Origin of the sequence: Vibrio sp. 070316B (assembly GCF_013114115.1) — a bacterium.
GTDB classification, from domain to species: domain Bacteria; phylum Pseudomonadota; class Gammaproteobacteria; order Enterobacterales; family Vibrionaceae; genus Vibrio; species Vibrio chagasii_B.
Window position 1 is genome coordinate 16,850 of record NZ_VTYC01000014.1, and the last position, 17,953, is coordinate 34,802.

A 17,953-nucleotide genomic window follows, 5' to 3' on the forward strand; every position below is an offset into this window, starting at 1 on the left:
GGTGTGTTCTTACGTTTTTTTATCTATTTTCTTCAAACGCTCGATGGAATTAACGGCTTTCATTCGCTGAGCTTGATGAATATTGACCATCAGGCGGTTAAGCAGTTTTTGGAGCAGTTCTATATCAGGCAGCTGCTGGTTTTTTGCCTGTACTTCTAACTCTAATGCTTGTTTTGAAAGCATGTTAAGCCCCAAGTTAAGCGACATACCTTTAATGGAGTGCAAGGTTTTGTACAGTGGTTTTAGCTTTTTCGCGAGGTAGTATTCGATGACTTGGTCGACAGAGTTTTCGAACTCGAGAATCGTTGAGTCGATAAGCATGCTAAATCCTATTTTGTCATCTTTAAGCATTTTCAGAACTTCTGATTGGCTTATCTCTTCTTCGGTTAGTCTTAATGTGTCGATGGGCTTGCAAAGAAGCTCTATGACGTTCTCATACTTTTTTGTACGTTCAACCGCTGATTGTTTTGGTAAGCGGTTTGAGAACTGTTGCAGCGCATCGAAGAAGCTTTCTTGTTGTAGGGGCTTGGTAAGAACGTGGTCGACACCAGCATCGAGAAAGCTGTCATGAGCCTCGCGAAACACATCCGCGGTATAGGCGAATATTAAGGTGTTGAGTTTTAATTTATCTCGTATGTAATGTGTCGCCTCCACCCCGTTCATTTCAGGCATATGGTTATCCATTAATATAAGATCATATTGATGGGTTTCGAGACGTTCAATCGCCAGTTTTCCATTCTCTGCTAGGTCGATATGGTGGCCTAGGTTTTCACAGAAGCCCTTAGCGACAATGGCGTTGATGCGATTGTCTTCGACTAACAGGATGTTGAGGGATTCGTAGGTGAGTTTCTCTGTATCAGCCAAACGTGGGACGTTCTCGCTCGCTGCTTTGCCTTCTTGCCATGCAATAGGAAGCGAGACTTCGAATTTTGTTCCAAGCCCAACAGCACTGGTTAATATGATGTCACCATTCATAAGTTTGACGAGGTTCTTAACGATGGCGAGGCCAAGCCCGGTACCGCCAAACTGTCTTGTTGTTGATGTGTCGGCTTGTTCAAATGAGTTAAATACTTGCTCGTGTTTGTTTTTGGGAATACCAACGCCGGTGTCTGTCACCGTGAGAATGAGCTGATTATTGGGGCGGTTGAGTTCAGCTTGAATGGCAACATGACCTTCTTTGGTGAATTTGGTCGCGTTGCCGCCCAAGTTGTACAGAATTTGACGTAACCTTGCACTGTCTCCAATGAGCTGAATATGCGCCGGAACGTTATTTTCTATCAATAGGCGGATGCCTTTTTCGTCTGCTAATGGCTTGATTGCGCTGCAAACGGGTTGTATCACTTGGACAAAATGGAAAGGTGCAACCTCTAGTTCAAGCTTGTTCTCTTCTACTTTAGAAAAGTCGAGAATGTCGTTGAGTATGGTCATTAAATGATGGCCAGAATCGAGAATAATATTAATGTTCTCTTTGGTTTCTGGCTCTTGAGTTTGACTGGCGATGATCTGAGAAATCCCGAGTACACCGTTCATGGGTGTCCTGATTTCGTGGCTCATGGTTGATAAAAACTCACCCTTGGCTTTTACCGCAGCTTCAGCTTTGGCGCGTTCCGCGACGAGTTCTTGGTTTTTTGCCCGCATTTCATTGTCGTTTTTTACTAGGTTGGTCGCCATTTTCTGAAAGCTATGTGTGAGGTGGGCAACCTCGTCTTGGGCGTTTGTTTTTGAATGTAGGTTAAGCGTTGAAGCGCCTTCTCTTAGATTACCTGCGGCAACTTGATTAGCGGCTGCGAGCAGTATGTCTATCCTGCGTTTAATACGGTTTGATGACCATGCCGCGATAACTAATGAGATGAAAACGGAAAGGAGTGTACCGACCAATAGAACGTAATCGGTTTGCTGAGCGGAGTTATCAGATTTAACAACACGAACGCTGATCAGCTGATGCTCTATTTCGATAAATCGCGCGATTTCACTTCGTATTTGGTCGATCAGTTGTTTTCCCGTTTGCTGCTTGGTGAGAGCTACGACACTCTGCATATCTGCTTCACCTTTGTTAACGAGGTTGCGTTGTTGGATTTCCTTTTCTCCAGATTCTTTGAGCCAGGTTTTATGGATATCATCAATTCTGTTTAGGCGATCAACTTGCGCCAGGTTATCGCTAACTTGAGCGGCAAGGGTTTGAATTTTTTGACGCCACACATCGAGTGCAAGGTGGTAGGGCTCTAAAAAGACAGGGTCTCCTGTGATTAAGTAGCCCCTTTGACCGGTTTCCATATCTACGACTAGGTTGAGCAACTCTTGAGCTCGTGCAATAGCTTTGTGTGTGTGAACCACCCAGTGATTGTCTTCTACCATTGATTGGGTGTTTTCATGAACTGAGAACGAAACGGTCACGATCAGAGCAATAGGTATACAAAAGCTGACGAATAGCTTTTTTTGAAGGGAAATATTGTCGAACCAGCCCAAAATCATAAAACAACGCTCTCCATGTCGATGTTCGTTATTGATAGTGTAGGTGAGAATGAGTTGTTGAGTGTGTAAATGCATATTTTGATTCGAAAATGTCTCTATTTAATGCATAAATACATGTTTTGAGAGGTAGGGTGATGGTTTGATGGACGAAGCTTTTATTGACCAACTAAGTCTAAAAACAAAGAGCCAACTTAATAAGCTGGCTCTTTATGATGGGGTAAGGGTGATTGTGGGTTAAATCGCTTTCACGCTGCTTCGTTCTACTAGGGTCGGCTCTAACTCAACGACCTGTGGGTAGGCGTCTGGTGTTTGTAAGCGACTCAACAGTGTATCAACGGCTGCTTTACCTAAGCGGTGTTTTGGCTGGTGGACAGTGCTTAACGCCGGTGTCATGTATTTAGACAAGTGGATGTCATCGTAGCCAATAATAGACAGATCATTGGGTATTGATGTGCCATCTTGCGCTGCCGCATGAATCACGCCCATTGCCATCATGTCATTACTAACAAATATCGCTGATGGCATTTCGCCACGGGCTTTTAATGTTTGGTAGGAGTCAAAGCCGCCATCACATTCAAAGTTTGATTCTACAATCCAGTTAGGGTTGATCTCTAAACTTGCTTCTTCCATCGCTTGCTTGAAGCCTTGGTAACGCGATGATGCCTGGTTACGATGCAGCGGACCTGTGATACAGCCAATTTGAGAGTGGCCGTTATCAATCAGGTGCTTGGTCGCCATGTAGCCACCTTGATGCGAGTTATCTTGAATCTTGTCGCTCGCAAACAGCATTGGTCCCCAATCCATCACCACGACAGGCAGTTCTGGGTAACGTTCGAACACGTCGATATGTTCGCCTTCAAGGGTAGAGCACATCAGCATTAAGCCATCGACACGTTTTTGTAGCAGTGTATCGATAGACGATTTCATACGTTCGCTATCGCCTTCGGTGTTACACAAGATAAGGTTGTAGCCTTTTTCATAACAACGACGTTCAACGCCTTTTACTACTTCGCCAAAGAATGGGTTGGTAGAGGTTGTCACTAGCATGCCAAGCGTTTTGGTTTGCTTCATCTTCAAACTGCGAGCTAATGCAGAAGGCGCATAGTTAAGCTCTCTCGCGGCATTGTTGACACGCTCAGCTATCTCTTCACTGACAAAACGTGACTTGTTAATCACATGGCTTACCGTAGAGGTCGATACCTTTGCGAGCTTAGCGATGTCTTTCATTGTTGCCATAAAAATCCTTGTGGGAATAACCTTCCACGTTGGGCGATATTCTGCCTGAAAACAGGGGCTTATGTTTAGTTATTTGTTGTTACATAACTTAATTAAGCTGCAACCTATTAGGCAGACAGTTGCTCTGCCAAAAATGCGTCTGTTTCATCACGGCTTGGAATAGACGTTTGAGCACCAAAGCGAGTTACTGAAATTGCCGCCGCAGCATGAGCAAACTTAATCGCGCGTTCCATTGGCATATCTTCAAGTAAGCCTGTCACTAGTGCACCGTTGAAGGTATCACCAGCAGCGGTGGTGTCTGTCGCTTCAACTCGGAAGCCAGCGATTAACTCACCCTCACCGTTTTTACTTACCCATACACCTTTAGCGCCAAGAGTGATCATTACCGTTTCGATGCCTTTTGCATGCAGAGCCAAAGCCGCCTGATGAGCAGATGCGCTATCGGTTACGGTAACGCCTGTCAGCACTTCTGCTTCCGTTTCGTTTGGCGTAATCACGTCTACACACGCTAATAACGTATCTGATAATGGGCGAGCTGGGGCAGGGTTTAGAATCACGCGAGTGCCGCTCTCTTTAGCGGCTTTCGCTGCGTATTCAATGCCTTCGATTGGGGTTTCCAATTGAGTTAGAAGGAATTTCGCACCGCGGATCTTCTCTAGGTGTGGTTCGATTTGTTCGCAAGTCAGCTTGTTGTTCGCTTCTGGAGAAAGACAAATGCTGTTTTCACCCGCTGCTGATACTTGGATCATAGCGATGCCAGTTGGCGTGTTCTCTGCCACGATAACACCGTCGATGTTAATTCCGTCTCTAGCAAAATCTTGACGAATGTTGATGCCGAATGGGTCGTCACCGACACAGGCGATGAAGCCGATATCTGCGTTTAATCGTGCTGCGGCTACCGCTTGGTTTGCGCCTTTACCGCCAGGGATGACCTGATAGTTACCGCCAATCAAGGTTTCACCCGGACGAGGGAACGAAGGAACTTGCAGTACGTGGTCAGCGTTAACGCTACCTAAAACAATCAGTTGAGTCATGATACGAGCCTTATGATATATCGTATTTGAAAATGCATGGGTCTTTCTCATGGTTAGCTATTCAGTCGCGAGAGAGTCGTCAAGTCGCGATAGAGGAATGAGAAACAGTGATGCACTGTCGGTTTTTGCTTTGAGCCAGTGAGTAAATGCGCTATTGAGTGAAGAAAGCAGGGAGATAGGGGACTCCCTGCTTTGTATTACTCGATTAGCATCGATTATTTAGCGATGATTTTTAGAGGTACTGGTACGTACTCGTCTACTTTTTCGCCTTTAAGCACTTTGTCTGCCATCTCGATACCTAGAGAACCGATTAGGTCTGGTTGTTGTGCAACGGTTGCGCCAAGTAGGCCACGGTTAACAGCAGCGATGCCGTCGTCTGTGCCGTCGAAGCCAACGATCATTACGTCTTTACCAGATGCTTGAACAGCGCGTAGTGCACCTAGAGCCATTTCATCGTTCTGAGCGAATACTGCTTCAACATCAGGGTTAGCTGCAAGTAGGTTTTCCATTACGTTCAGACCTTTAGTACGGTCGAAATCAGCAGGTTGGCTTGCAAGAAGCTCAAGGCCGCTGCCGTTTACTGCGTTCATGAAGCCTTCACCACGTTCACGAGCTGCAGAAGTACCAGCGATACCTTCAAGTTGGATTACTTTCGCTTTTTCGCCCACTTTTTCCATGATGAAGTGACCCGCCATTTCACCACCGATTACGTTATCAGAAGCGATGTGGCTTACAACGTCACCACGGCTTGCGCCACGGTCAAGTGTTAGTACTGGGATGTTAGAGCGGTTAGCCATGCGAATCGCGTTAGACACAGCATCTGAATCTGTTGGGTTGATCAGGATTGCCTTGACACCACGAATGGTTAGATCTTCAATGTTCGACAGCTCTTTGCTTGGGTCGTTTTGAGAATCAAGAACGATAAGCTTGTAGCCTAGCTCTTCAGCTTTCGCTTCTGCGCCATCTTTCATGGTTACAAAGAATGGGTTGTTCAATGTAGACAGAACGATTGCCATTGTATCTTGCGCCTGTGCAGACACAGATACTGTTGTAGAAAGAAGAGCAGCAGAAATAAGAGTCGCTAATTTTTTCATGGTGTAAGTCCTTTGTGTAGGGTGAGCTAGGAGGTGAGTCCTAGCTCGTTGTTATATTATTAATTTATTAAGGTGTTACGTTGACTCAAACTAGAGCCGTTCAAAGTGTTACTTGTTTTTGTTATCAACCAATACTGCCAGAAGAATAACCACTGCTTTTGCAATCATCTGGTAGTAAGAAGAAACGTCTAATAGGTTTAGGGCGTTGTTCAGGAAGCCAATAATCAGTGCACCAATCAATGTGCCCATGATGCGACCACGACCGCCAGCCAGGCTTGTACCACCTAGTACTACCGCTGCGATAGCGTCTAGCTCATAGCCCATACCTGCGGTTGGTTGAGCCGATGACAAACGAGAAGCCACGATGATGCCCGCTACCGCTGCTAACAGACCACAGATTGCGTAAACGCCAATTTTTACTTTGTCTACGTCGATGCCTGATAGGCGAGTTGCTGATTCGTTGCCGCCAAGTGCGTAAACGTAACGGCCAAAGCGTGTGTGGTTAAGTAGGTACCAAACGGATGCGAATACTACGACCATGATCCAAACTGGAACCGGTACACCCATTGCGTAGCCTGTACCAAACCAAGCGAATGCGTCTGCTGTGTCAGTAAAGCCAGTAGAGATAGGGCGACCGTCGGTGTAAACCATGGTTACACCACGAAGTAGTGTCATGGTTACTAGCGTTGCGATGAAGGCTTGAACCTTACCTTTCGCGATGATCACACCACTTATTGCACCTAATGCTGCGCCTGCTACAAGAGCGGTTGGCACAGCGATCATCACTGGGATTTCCATGCCAATCATGCTGGCAGCGAATGCGCCACAAAGTGCCAATACTGAGCCAACGCTCAAGTCGATACCTGCGGTTAAGATAACCAGCGTCATACCTACAGCGATGATTGCGTTAACCGACGTTTGGCGCAGAATGTTTAGGATGTTGTCGACAGTAAAAAAGTTCGGGTTTAAGAAAGAAACGACAACAATCAGAAAGATCAAAGCAATCAATGACTTTTGATCAATCAGCCACTCTTTGCTGATTAACGGCTTTTTCTTCGGCGCTTCAGTTTCAGTTGTTTTGCTCATGGTTTTGGTACTCATGCTGCGTCCTCGTTAATCTTTTTACCGACCGCACACGCCAGTAATAATTCTTGGTTTGCTTCTTTAGCGTCAAATTCACCGCTGATGCGGCCTTCATGCATCACCATGATGCGGTCACTCATTCCTAATACTTCTGGCATTTCAGAGGACACCAAAATGATGCTCATGCCGTCGGCTTTAAACTTATTAATGAGTTGGTAAATCTCTTTTTTCGCACCGACATCGACACCACGGGTTGGCTCGTCGAGAATCAATACTTTTGGTTTAGTCATCAAGCCTTTAGCGATAGCGACTTTCTGCTGGTTACCACCAGAAAGGTTGCCAATGATTTGCTCGCGAGTCGGGGTCTTGATGTTGAATAGCTTGATGAAGTCATCCACTGCGATCACTTCGTCTTTGTGTTGGATTTGACCGCTTTTGGTCAGTAGGTCCAGTGAACAAAGAGACATGTTCTCTTTCACTGAAAGCCCAAGCACTAAGCCGTCACCTTTACGGTCTTCGGAGATGTAAGCGATGCCATTAGCAAGGCCATCTTTAGGACTCACAGGGTTGATGGTTTTATTTTCTAAATTGATAACGCCGCGCTCACTTGGAAGGGCACCGTAAATCACTTTCATCAATTCAGTACGACCAGCACCCATTAGCCCTGATACACCTAGGATTTCACCGCGCTTTAGGGTAAAGCTAACGTCATGCACACCTGAGCCAGTAAGGCCAATCACTTCTAAGCAGGTTTCACCATGACTTGGTGCGATGCGAGGGTATTGTTCGTCGAGCTTACGACCTACCATCATTTCGATAAGGCCGTCTTCGTCAGTATCTTTTACTTCGCACTGGCCAATGAACTTGCCGTCACGAAGTACAGTGATGTCGTCACAGATCTCGAAAATCTCTTTCAAGCGGTGAGAAATGTAAACAATGCCGCAGCCTTCATCACGTAGCTCGTTGATTACCTTGAACAGAGACTCGGTTTCAGTATCGGTTAGGGCATCTGTTGGTTCATCCATGATGATGACCTTAGATTCAAACGATAGGGCTTTTGCAATCTCTACCATTTGCTGCTCGCCTAGGCTCAGTTCGCCAAGCGGTGTTTTTGAACTGTGTTTTACGTTTAGGCGCTTCAGTAGCTTGTCGGCTTCTTGGAACATCTCGTTCCACAAGATGCGTCCCATGGAGCCGGTGATTTCACGACCTAAGAAGATGTTCTCGGCGATGGTCAGCTCTGGGATCAGGTTCAGTTCTTGGTGAATGATACTGATACCAGCTTGTTGAGAGTCTCGAGGCCCTTTGAATGCAGCAGGCTTACCTTGGTACGCGATAGTGCCGCCATCCAAGTGATAAATGCCTGTCAGCACTTTCATGAGGGTTGATTTACCTGCACCGTTTTCGCCCATTAACGCCATCACGCGTCCTGGGTAAACGTTGAGGCTTGCCTTGTCTAGTGCTTTCACACCAGGGAAGGCCTTCTCAATTGAGCTAAGTTCTAAAATGGCTTGAGTCATGTCGGTTCCTTTACTCGGGGCCAGTTGTATTTGGTTATTCTGTCTTTCAGCTATCACGCTGGGCTGTCGTTATTTTTCGCTTGCGCTAAAACGTTACGCCAGCTTGGAAAATGACATTCGCGTATGGTGTGCATTCACCGGTACGAATCACAGCGCGGCTTTCATGAGTGCGCTGTTTAAACTCTTCATGAGTGATGTAAGTAATCGCAATTTCTTTACCACAACGCGCTTCTTCTGTTTTGATTTGATCAATCAGCGCTGCATGATGCTCTGGGCTTACTTTTGCAAACTCTTCAGCGATAACCACACCTTCAATTTGAGATTCATCAAGCATGGTTTTTACGGTTTGAGCAAAGCTCGGCACACCGTGAGTTAAAGCAAGGTCGATACGAGATACATGATCTGGAATCGGTAGCCCTGCATCACAAATCGTAATTTCGTCTGTGTGGCCAAGAGTCGCCACCAAGTAGGAGAGTTCAGAGTTTATTAGAGTACTTTTTTTCATATCACGACCTATCGAAAAAACACGCTTGATGGGATGAGAAACAACTCAAGAAAAGCCATCGAAACGTTTCGATAGTGATAATAGTGTGTGATTTATCATTTGCACCTTTCACCTTCTTAGAGTGTGATAACGATCATCGAAACGTTTCGATGAGGCGTTTTTTGGTGATCTCAGTCACCGTGATTGATTGCATAAATTCGAGGGAAGTAGGGGGCTAGGTTCGTTTTTGTGGAGCCCGATCGTTGGCAAAGCTAGGAACAGGTTTACTCGATGTGTGGCTTTACTGTTGGCTCGAATAGGGCAAAGCCTATACGAGTTCACCTTCTTTTATTGATAGAGCGTAACCAAACTTAGTGACTGTGAGAATTTGAATATGAGGCGTTCTTAAACGAGCGAATACGTTACGCAGGTTATAAATAACGTTAGCTAGGGCATGAGGTGATGAGAGCTCTCCCTCCCAACACTCATCAATAATATGTTCTTTAGTGATTGGCTTTCCTACGTTCTCTACTAGTAGACAGAGCACAGCCAATAACTGAGGGCGTAATGCAATACGGTTACCTTGCTGATTGGTAATCGTTCGAGAGTTGGTATCAATGAGTAGGCCGCTGAAGTCTATGGTGTGGTTCATCGTATTTATGTTCATTTGTTCGAATAGAAAAGATTGGTTTATGACTTGTTGTGCATCGAAAGTGAGCAATCAAAGCGCGCGGATTATGCAAAATCACACCTCTCTTGAAAGTAAGCGCACGTAAGCCACGCGAGAAAAAATATAAAAAACCGTTGGTTTGAAAATGGATGTGGGATTTTTTGCGAAAAGTGAAGATGTTTTATTTCTTTGTTATTCAGTTGGTTATTTGTTTTTACTGATTTTGTTGTTCGAAGTTACTAAGTGATTATATTTTTATTTATTTTTTTGTTTTCTGTGAGCGTAATCTGATTGCCAATTCGACGGGGTGTCGGATAACTCTAAAAAGATTGTGCGGTTTGGGAACGCTTAGCAATCTTGATTTGAAATAAGTAAGGTCAAGCAGTAATGAATAACAAACTAATTTTAGGCGTGGCATTGATGTCAGCGGTAGCGACAAACAGTGTAATGGCAGAGGACAGTGGTTTTTACCTTGGCGGTGCAATTGGTACCGTTGATTTTGAAGATGATGACTTAGTTTCATCAAAGACAGAACCTGTAACTTTTGAAGCCGAAGACAACTCTTACCGTCTAATTGCAGGTTACAAGTTTAACCGCATTGTATCGCTTGAGGTTCAATATACAGACTATGGCGACCTAGTTGCAAAAAACCACGCTGATAAAACAGAAGGGTTTACATGGACTCCTCAAACAGTATCAGTAGCTGCAAACCTAGGATACACATTTGATAACGGCATGCGTCCGTTCGGTATTATCGGTTTATCTTCTATCGATCTAGATATGAAAAACGCAGACGGTTCTCGCCCTTCTGGTTCTGACTTCGATGATACTGGCACTGGTGTACGTTTCGGTGTTGGTGTGGAGTATACCCCGCCTAAGTTATCAGCATTAAGCCTACATCTTGGTTATGAAGCGGATGCATTCACTATCGAGACTTACGAAGGTAGTTTTTGGAATCGCAGAAAAGTAGAAAAAGACATTGTACTAGAGTCTTTCTACCTAGGCGCAACATACAACTTCTAAGTTTCACACTTTGTTAAACGGTAAATCGATTTCGAAATGGGGCGTCGGTTGGCTCAACCCGTTTAGCTAAAGTGAAAGCTGCCGCAATCGTCGGCAGCTTTTTTATACATCGACCAACACGTTCGTCAAAGCTGTTGGTTTAAAGACTCAAGGTAATATGAAGATGAATAAATCTCTATTGAGTGCAGTACTGCTTCTGTCGTCATTTACAGTTCATACGGCATCAGCTTCGGTAACGGATAGCGGCTTTTATCTAGGTGGCGCAATTGGTTCGTCAGACATTGATGATGACGGCTTAGTATCAAAAAGTAATTCAGCCAAAACAGCGACATTTGAAGCGAAAGATAACGCTTATCGCATTATGGCCGGCTATAAGTTTAATCGTATTGCTTCTATTGAGGCTCAATACACGGATTACGGTGATGTAGTTGCGCACAACGCAAAAGTAAACTTTGCTCGCTCTTACAACTTCAGTTGGGCACCAAAGGTTATTTCTTTAAGCGCAAATCTTGGCTACACGTTTGATAACGGATTACGTCCTTTTGGTGTGGTTGGTTTGTCTAGCATCGACTTAGATTCTAAGGACGGAAGATACAGCGCTTCTCAGATCAAGTCTGATGCCGATATCGGGGCTCGCGTAGGCTTTGGCTTAGAGTACACACCTCCAAAAGCACCGGCTTTCAGTATGCGTTTAGGATATGAGGCAGATGTGTTTGATGCCGAAATTAAGGAGACAAGGTGGAAGGGCTCGGTCGCAGAAAAGAGTAAAACATATAAAAAGACAGTAACTTTGGACTCTTTCTACTTAGGCGCGATGTACACCTTTTAAACTATTCAGTTTTGCCTAAAGCAAGTCTATTTCTAAATGGGGCGTCGGTTGGCTAAACCCGATTGGCTAGGCTAAAAAGCCGCAGTGTTTGACTGCGGCTTTTCTGTGTCTAGCTTAGGCCTCGCGGATATGAGCGGTGACGGAAACGACAGCATGATCAGTACTGAATTGGTCGTGTTCGAAGCTTGGGTTAATCAGATGATGATCGAGCACGGTATAGTTTGATATCTCCATCAAACTCGAAGAGTTCTGGCAGTCAAATTCGTTCGACATCAATATGTAGTCCAATACAGAGCCTGAAGCGCCGTAATAGTGTGTCGGTTTCCGTTGTTCAAGTAAGTCTTCTTCGTGTAATTGATGGTAGAGATCCCAACTGTCTCTCAATCTAAAGTGTGAAAGCCAATGTTGGCTGGTTTCATCTCGATTCAACGAATAGCTCAACAGCCCTTTGAATTCATCGTTGAATAGGGGCTTGTTAAAGTCGCCCATCAACACAACGGGTTGGTCGGTTAGATAGCGTTGATTGGTAATGTATTGGTGTAGCAGTTGAGCTTCTAGTCCGCGCTGAACACTCGATAGCCAAGATCCTAGTTGTTCCTGGTGAAGTTTAATCAGTGTATCGCTTTGTGGCTTTTGCTCTGCTGAACTGTCACTCGGTTCTACCGTTTCAACTTTAGGCTCGGTTGGGCGTTGAGATTTGAAGTGCACAACATAACAGTCGGTCGAACCTAAATGGGGTAACGTAATCGTGGCGTGAACAGGTGTTCGGTTGAATGAGAATTTGTCGCCAAGGTTGAAGGCTGAAAGTAGCTCTAAATCGGGTGTCACAGGCTGCACATTTTCAATCGGGTAACGGGAAGCAATACCCACTACAGGGGAGGTGTATAGATAATCATCTTCAACGTGTGCACTATCGACCACGGCAAAGTAGGGGTAACCCAGTTCATTCATTAGCTGCTGTAAAGATTCTGGGCTGAAGATCTCTTGAAAGCCAATCACATCGCAACCTGTTGAACGAATCGCTTCAGCAATCCAATGCTGTTTCTTTTGCCATTCATCGAGGCTGTAGATGTTCTCAAAATCATAATAAGCATTCGGCGGCTCAAGGTAGTTCAAAAGGTTGAACGTCGAGAAGGTTACTTGGTTTGGTTTGTTCAAGGTTGAATCCTATTGAAATCACTCTTTTAAGGATATCTAAAATATGGAGATATTGTTCGTATTTAGTCAGTTATTTTCATTTGATCTAGCGAAGGTCGTCGCTTTCTGCTTAGATTCTCTCCATTCGATGCGGTTAAGGTATCGAGTTTAATTTTCTCTACGATCAATCGGTCGTTTTCTTATGGTTTCACTATGAAAAAATATACCTCTCTCGCTCTTGTATTGTTGAGCGCCTTTTTCTCTGCATCGTCATTGAGTCAATCCCTTAAGCCTGAATCGATTGAGCAAATTGAATCTCGTGTTTCGGCACGCATTGGTGTGGCTGTCTATGATTCTGCGACCAAGAAAGCGTGGAGCTACAAGGGCGACGAACGTTTCCCGATGATGAGTACCTTCAAAACTCTGGCTTGTGCGAACCTTCTTTATGATGCTGAAAATAAAGGGCTAGATTTGGACTCAAAGGTCAACATTAAGTCTGAAGACCTCATTGTTTGGTCTCCAGTGACTAAAGAGCTAGTCGGTAAAGGTATTTCACTTAGAGATGCGTGTAGCGCAACCATGACGATGAGTGACAATACCGCCGCAAATATTGTGCTAGGTGGAATAGATGGACCCAATGGCTTAACTCAGTTCCTGCGTTCTATTGGAGACAGCAATACTCGCCTTGATCATTTGGAGCCAGAATTGAATCATGCTCGACCTGGTGATGCTCGCGATACCACAACACCGAATAGTATTGTGATGACGTTGAATGAGTTGATGTATGGCGATACGTTGTCACAAGCGTCTAAAGCGACGTTAAAAGGCTGGATGATGGACAATAAAGTGTCTGACGGAATGTTTCGTTCTATCTTGCCTAGTGGTTGGAATATTGCGGATAGATCAGGGGCGGGCGCTTATGGTTCTCGCGCAATCACGGCTATTGTGTGGAGTGAACATCGAGCTCCGTTGATCATCAGCGTCTCTCTCACAGAAACTGAATTCACTCTCCAACAACGTGACAAGGTGATTAATGAAGTGGGTCAACTTATCTTTGACACGTATCTGGTGCAGTAGTTAATAGTGCAGTAATCCTACACAATCACGCGCTAGCCACAGGTTCAGCCATAGCGCTAGCGCGTGATATTTCTTAGAACAGTCCCGAGTAATTTGTAAATAAAGCGTAAGACTTATGGTGCTGATGGTTTTATTAGTTATTACATGATGTTAGATTTGATTCTATACTTGTTTTAACGGCATGCATTCAAAGCCGACAAATCAAGCTGAATATTGAATTCATGACATTTGAAGGGAGAGTCAAATGGGAACAGATCTTCGACGCAAGGCCTCGCAGCGCACTCAGTTTTTCAGGTTAAAGTTAGCCTCATGTGCAGTTATGCTGCCGCTTATTGCTCTACAACCCTCCGTTACTTACGCATCCGATACCGAATCCACTCCCGCTGTCACCGTTATTGAAACCACACAACTGGTTGGTTTTGGTGAAGCAAAATACCCAGCCAACTTTACTCACTTCGATTATGTTAATCCGAATGCGCCTAAATTCGGCAAAGTGACCTACGGCAGCATTGGTACCTACGATAGCTTTAATCGATTCGGCTCCCGCGGTGTTGCCGCTAGTTATTCCGGTGAAATTTACGATACTTTGATGTTTTCACCGAGTGATGAAATTGATGCCTACTATCCATTGATTGCTTCTAAAGTTCGTTATGCGAGTGATTTCTCTTGGATGGAAATCGATATCAACCCGAATGCTAAATTCCATGATGGTCAGCCCATCACAGCCCATGATGTGGCGTTTACCTTCATGAAATTTTCGACAGAAGGTGTGCCTCAATATCGTGTGTACTACAAAGACATCGAATCCGTTACTGCGGTTTCTGACTTGGTTGTTCGTATCGAGATGAATAATCCTAACCGTGAGAAGTTGTTTAGCTTTGCTCAAAGCACTCGCGTGTTACCAAAGCACTTTTGGAAAGACAGAAAACTCTCTGAGCCGCTAAGTGAACCGCCAGTAGGCAGCGGTCCTTATAAGATCATCAGTTATAAGTCGGGTCAAAGTGTTACCTACGGCCTTGATGAAAACTATTGGGCTGCAGATTTGCCCGTTAACGTGGGTCGCAATAACTTTAAGGAAGTGCAGTACGATTACTATCGTGATGACACCGTGATGTTAGAAGCCTTTAAAGCAGGGGAGTTTGACCTTCGTACTGAAAACTCAGCTAAGTTCTGGGCCAACTCTTATACAGGCGCAAACTTCGACAAAGGCTATATCGTCAAAGAAGAGATCAATCACGAGAAGCCAGAGTCGACCCAAGGCTTTGTCTACAATATTCAATCTCCGGTGTTCTCAGATCCTAAAGTTCGTGAAGCGTTAACCTACGCGATGGACTTTGAGTGGATGAATAAGAACATGTTCTACGGCCAGTACAAGCGCACTCGTAGTTATTTCCAAAACACTGACTATGAAGCGAAAGGCTTACCAAGTGAAGACGAAGTGGCGTTTCTGTCTCAGTACAAAGACCAGATCCCACCGCGAGTGTTTACGGAAGAATACCAGCCTCCAGTTACCGATGGCAGTGGCCGTATTCGTAGCCAAATGCGCACGGCATTTAAACTGCTGAAGGAAGCGGGTTGGGTACTAAAAGACAAAGTAATGACCAACGAAAAGACTGGTAAGCCAATGTCGTTTGAGTTGTTGATTTACAGCCCAACGACGGAGCGTATTGCTACACCTGTTCAAAAGAACCTCAAGCGAATGGGTATCGAGATGAAGATCCGTACGGTCGATACCACGCAATACATCAAGCGTCTGCGTGATCGAGATTTCGATATGGTCTCTTCATCGTTTTCGCCAAACCCTTACCCAAGCCCGAACTTAATGATTGTTTGGAACTCTAACTACATTGATTCTACTTACAATACAGCAGGTGTAATGGATCCTGTGGTGGATGCGTTAACTGAAGAAATCGCACGCAACCAACAGAACCCAGAAAAGCTCCTTACGCTAGGTCGCTCTCTTGACCGTGTGTTGCAGTGGAATTTCTACAACATTCCTCAATGGCACGTTGGCGAATATCGCGTGGCAATGTGGGACAAGTTTGAGCGTCCGGATGTGCTGCCTAAATACGATTTAGGTATCGATACATGGTGGATTTCAGAAGAGAAGGCGGCATTGCTTCCTGAGAAACGTCGCTAGGAGTTAGCATGGCTGCGTATATATTTCGACGTTTGTTGTTGGTGATCCCCACGCTGTGGGCGATCATCACGATTAACTTTTTCATCATTCAGATTGCGCCAGGCGGGCCTGTAGAGCAGGCTGTGGCGCAATTAGAAGGGCATAACTCTGGTATTATGGAGCGCTTTTCTGGTGGTGGACAAGAGGTTGATTTAAGCGAGAGTGATCAAGCGTCTGCCAGTGGCTATAAAGGCTCACGTGGGCTGGATCCGGAAGTGGTTGAAGAGATCAAAAAGCAGTTTGGTTTTGATAAGCCGATTCACGTTCGCTACTTTGAGATGTTGAAAAACTACGCGACTTTTAACTTTGGTGAAAGCCTGTTTAAGGGCGGTAATGTTATCGATTTAATCATCGAGCGCTTGCCTGTATCTATTTCTCTGGGGCTTTGGAGTACGTTAATCATTTACGTGATTTCGATACCTCTGGGCATTATGAAGGCGATACACCACGGCTCTCGTTTTGATATTTGGTCGAGCGCGGTGGTGATTGTCGGTTATGCGGTCCCTGGCTTCTTGTTTGCTATCATTCTGATTATCTTGTTTGCCAGCGGTAACTACTTCAGTTGGTTCCCTTTGCGAGGGTTAGTATCGAGCAACTTCGACCAACTCAATTGGTATCAGCAAATCGGTGACTATTTCTGGCACTTAGCATTGCCTATTTTCGCCATGGTGATCGGTGGTTTTGCCACGCTCAGCATGCTGACCAAAAACTCCTTCCTTGATGAAATTAACAAGCAATATGTGGTAACGGCACGAGCGAAGGGTTTGGACGAGAACAGTATTCTCTACAAGCACGTTTTCCGTAACGCAATGTTGATCATTATTGCCGGTTTCCCAAGCGCATTTATTAGTATTTTCTTCACGGGTTCTATGTTGATTGAAGTGATGTTTTCACTTGAAGGCATTGGTTTACTTGGCTTTGAGTCGACCATTCAACGTGACTATCCCGTGGTGTTCAGTTCTCTCTATATCATGACCTTATTAGGCTTGGTTCTGAGCATTATCTCCGACCTGACTTATACCTGGGTTGATCCTCGAATTGATTTTGAAGCGCGTTAATGGCGAACGAATAACAAGGTATTGATAATAAATGTTTAACAACCCTTTAGCTGAAGCTCGTTGGTTACGTTTTAAAGCAAATAAGCGTGGTTTTATCTCCCTTTGGATATTTACCATCTTGTTTGGCTTGAGCCTGTTCGCTGAGATCATCGCGAACGATAAGCCATTATTGGTTTCTTATGACAATCAATGGTTTGTGCCTGTCATTAATGAATACGCAGAGACAGAATTCGGTGGGGAATTTGAAACCGAAGCCGACTATAAAGACCCGTATGTAATCGACCTCATCGAAGAGAATGGCTATATCGTTTGGCCTATCATTCCTTTCAGCTACGACACTATCAACTTTGATATCGCAGGCGCGGTACCATCGGAGCCTGACTCGGTTAACTGGTTAGGCTCCGATGACAAAGGGCGAGATGTGTTGGCTAGAATTATTTACGGCTTTCGTATCTCGGTACTCTTTGGTTTTGTTCTGACGATTGTTTCAAGTGTCATTGGTGTGGTCGTTGGGGCGACACAAGGTTATTACGGCGGTTGGGTTGACCTGTTTGGGCAACGTTTCATTGAGGTGTGGTCCGGAATGCCGACCTTGTTCTTGCTGATTATTTTGTCGAGTTTTATCGAGCCGAATTTCTGGTGGTTGCTTGGGATTATGGTGCTGTTCAGCTGGATGAGTTTGGTGGGCATTGTTCGTGCTGAGTTCTTACGTTGTCGTAACTTTGACTATGTACGCGCGGCACAAGCGATGGGCGTCGATGACAAACGCATTATGCTTCGTCACATGTTGCCGAACGCTATGGTTGCGTCCCTAACCATGATGCCGTTTATCTTGTCTGGGTCCGTGACCACACTGACTTCGTTAGATTTCTTGGGCTTTGGCCTTCCTGCGGGTTCGCCTTCGTTAGGCGAGCTTCTGGCGCAAGGTAAAGCCAACTTACAAGCGCCTTGGCTTGGTATTTCCGCATTCGTTGTACTTTCTTTGATGCTTACGTTACTTGTCTTCGTCGGTGAAGCGGTACGTGATGCCTTCGACCCACACCAACAGAAGTAAGGA

General features: G+C 45.0%; 15 protein-coding genes. 6 read left to right on the forward strand and 9 right to left on the reverse strand.

Going from position 1 to position 17,953, the window contains the following annotated elements; all coding sequences use genetic code 11:
* Positions 1 to 9: 9 nt before the first annotated feature.
* From F0251_RS12290 to F0251_RS12325, 8 genes are all read right to left on the reverse strand, one after another.
* Positions 10 to 2,472 carry a CHASE3 domain-containing protein gene (locus tag F0251_RS12290; RefSeq protein WP_171731109.1) on the reverse strand — a complete coding sequence of 821 codons (2,463 nt, stop codon included), beginning with the start codon at positions 2,470 to 2,472 and terminating at the stop codon, positions 10 to 12.
* A 234-nt stretch (positions 2,473 to 2,706) separates the two neighbouring features.
* Positions 2,707 to 3,708 (reverse strand): substrate-binding domain-containing protein, encoded by a 1,002-nt coding sequence (locus F0251_RS12295; protein WP_171731060.1) that lies wholly within the window; start codon positions 3,706 to 3,708, stop codon positions 2,707 to 2,709.
* 107 nt (positions 3,709 to 3,815) lie between these two features.
* Positions 3,816 to 4,742, reverse strand: a complete 927-nt coding sequence (rbsK, locus tag F0251_RS12300; protein WP_171731061.1) for a ribokinase — start codon at positions 4,740 to 4,742, stop codon at positions 3,816 to 3,818.
* A 215-nt stretch (positions 4,743 to 4,957) separates the two neighbouring features.
* Complete coding sequence (rbsB, locus tag F0251_RS12305) at positions 4,958 to 5,836, reverse strand: ribose ABC transporter substrate-binding protein RbsB (protein WP_004739466.1); 879 nt, start codon at positions 5,834 to 5,836, stop codon at positions 4,958 to 4,960.
* Between the two features lie 108 nt (positions 5,837 to 5,944).
* Positions 5,945 to 6,937, reverse strand: coding sequence for a ribose ABC transporter permease (gene rbsC / locus F0251_RS12310; RefSeq protein WP_171731062.1), 993 nt, complete (start codon positions 6,935 to 6,937; stop codon positions 5,945 to 5,947).
* Positions 6,934 to 8,439, reverse strand: a complete 1,506-nt coding sequence (gene rbsA / locus F0251_RS12315; protein WP_171731063.1) for a ribose ABC transporter ATP-binding protein RbsA — start codon at positions 8,437 to 8,439, stop codon at positions 6,934 to 6,936. The genes rbsC and rbsA overlap by 4 nt, the downstream gene beginning before the upstream one ends.
* Before the next feature lie 85 nt (positions 8,440 to 8,524).
* Entirely contained in the window at positions 8,525 to 8,944 is a 420-nt protein-coding gene (rbsD, locus tag F0251_RS12320) for a D-ribose pyranase (RefSeq protein ID WP_105058081.1), read from the reverse strand.
* A gap of 307 nt (positions 8,945 to 9,251) precedes the next feature.
* Positions 9,252 to 9,575 carry a winged helix-turn-helix domain-containing protein gene (locus F0251_RS12325; protein WP_061031102.1) on the reverse strand — a complete coding sequence of 108 codons (324 nt, stop codon included), beginning with the start codon at positions 9,573 to 9,575 and terminating at the stop codon, positions 9,252 to 9,254.
* Positions 9,576 to 9,980: 405 nt separating this feature from the next.
* On the opposite strand from F0251_RS12325, the gene F0251_RS12330 reads away from it, so the two are divergent.
* The gene (locus F0251_RS12330; RefSeq protein ID WP_171731064.1) at positions 9,981 to 10,616 is read left to right on the forward strand and encodes a porin family protein; all 636 of its coding nucleotides are present in this window, start codon (positions 9,981 to 9,983) and stop codon (positions 10,614 to 10,616) included.
* Between the two features lie 163 nt (positions 10,617 to 10,779).
* Positions 10,780 to 11,445, forward strand: coding sequence for an outer membrane beta-barrel protein (locus F0251_RS12335; RefSeq protein ID WP_128163996.1), 666 nt, complete (start codon positions 10,780 to 10,782; stop codon positions 11,443 to 11,445).
* A 114-nt stretch (positions 11,446 to 11,559) separates the two neighbouring features.
* On the opposite strand, the gene F0251_RS12340 is transcribed toward F0251_RS12335, so the two are convergent.
* Positions 11,560 to 12,603, reverse strand: coding sequence for an endonuclease/exonuclease/phosphatase family protein (locus F0251_RS12340; protein ID WP_171731065.1), 1,044 nt, complete (start codon positions 12,601 to 12,603; stop codon positions 11,560 to 11,562).
* Positions 12,604 to 12,795: 192 nt separating this feature from the next.
* On the opposite strand from F0251_RS12340, the gene bla reads away from it, so the two are divergent.
* From bla to F0251_RS12360, 4 genes are all read left to right on the forward strand, one after another.
* A complete protein-coding gene (gene bla / locus F0251_RS12345; protein WP_171731066.1) occupies positions 12,796 to 13,659 on the forward strand; it encodes a class A beta-lactamase in 864 nt (287 codons plus the stop codon).
* A 244-nt stretch (positions 13,660 to 13,903) separates the two neighbouring features.
* Positions 13,904 to 15,799, forward strand: a complete 1,896-nt coding sequence (locus tag F0251_RS12350) for an extracellular solute-binding protein (protein ID WP_171731067.1) — start codon at positions 13,904 to 13,906, stop codon at positions 15,797 to 15,799.
* Between the two features lie 8 nt (positions 15,800 to 15,807).
* Complete coding sequence (locus F0251_RS12355) at positions 15,808 to 16,896, forward strand: microcin C ABC transporter permease YejB (protein ID WP_061031098.1); 1,089 nt, start codon at positions 15,808 to 15,810, stop codon at positions 16,894 to 16,896.
* A 31-nt stretch (positions 16,897 to 16,927) separates the two neighbouring features.
* Entirely contained in the window at positions 16,928 to 17,950 is a 1,023-nt protein-coding gene (locus F0251_RS12360; protein WP_171731068.1) for an ABC transporter permease, read from the forward strand.
* Positions 17,951 to 17,953 lie beyond the last annotated feature (3 nt).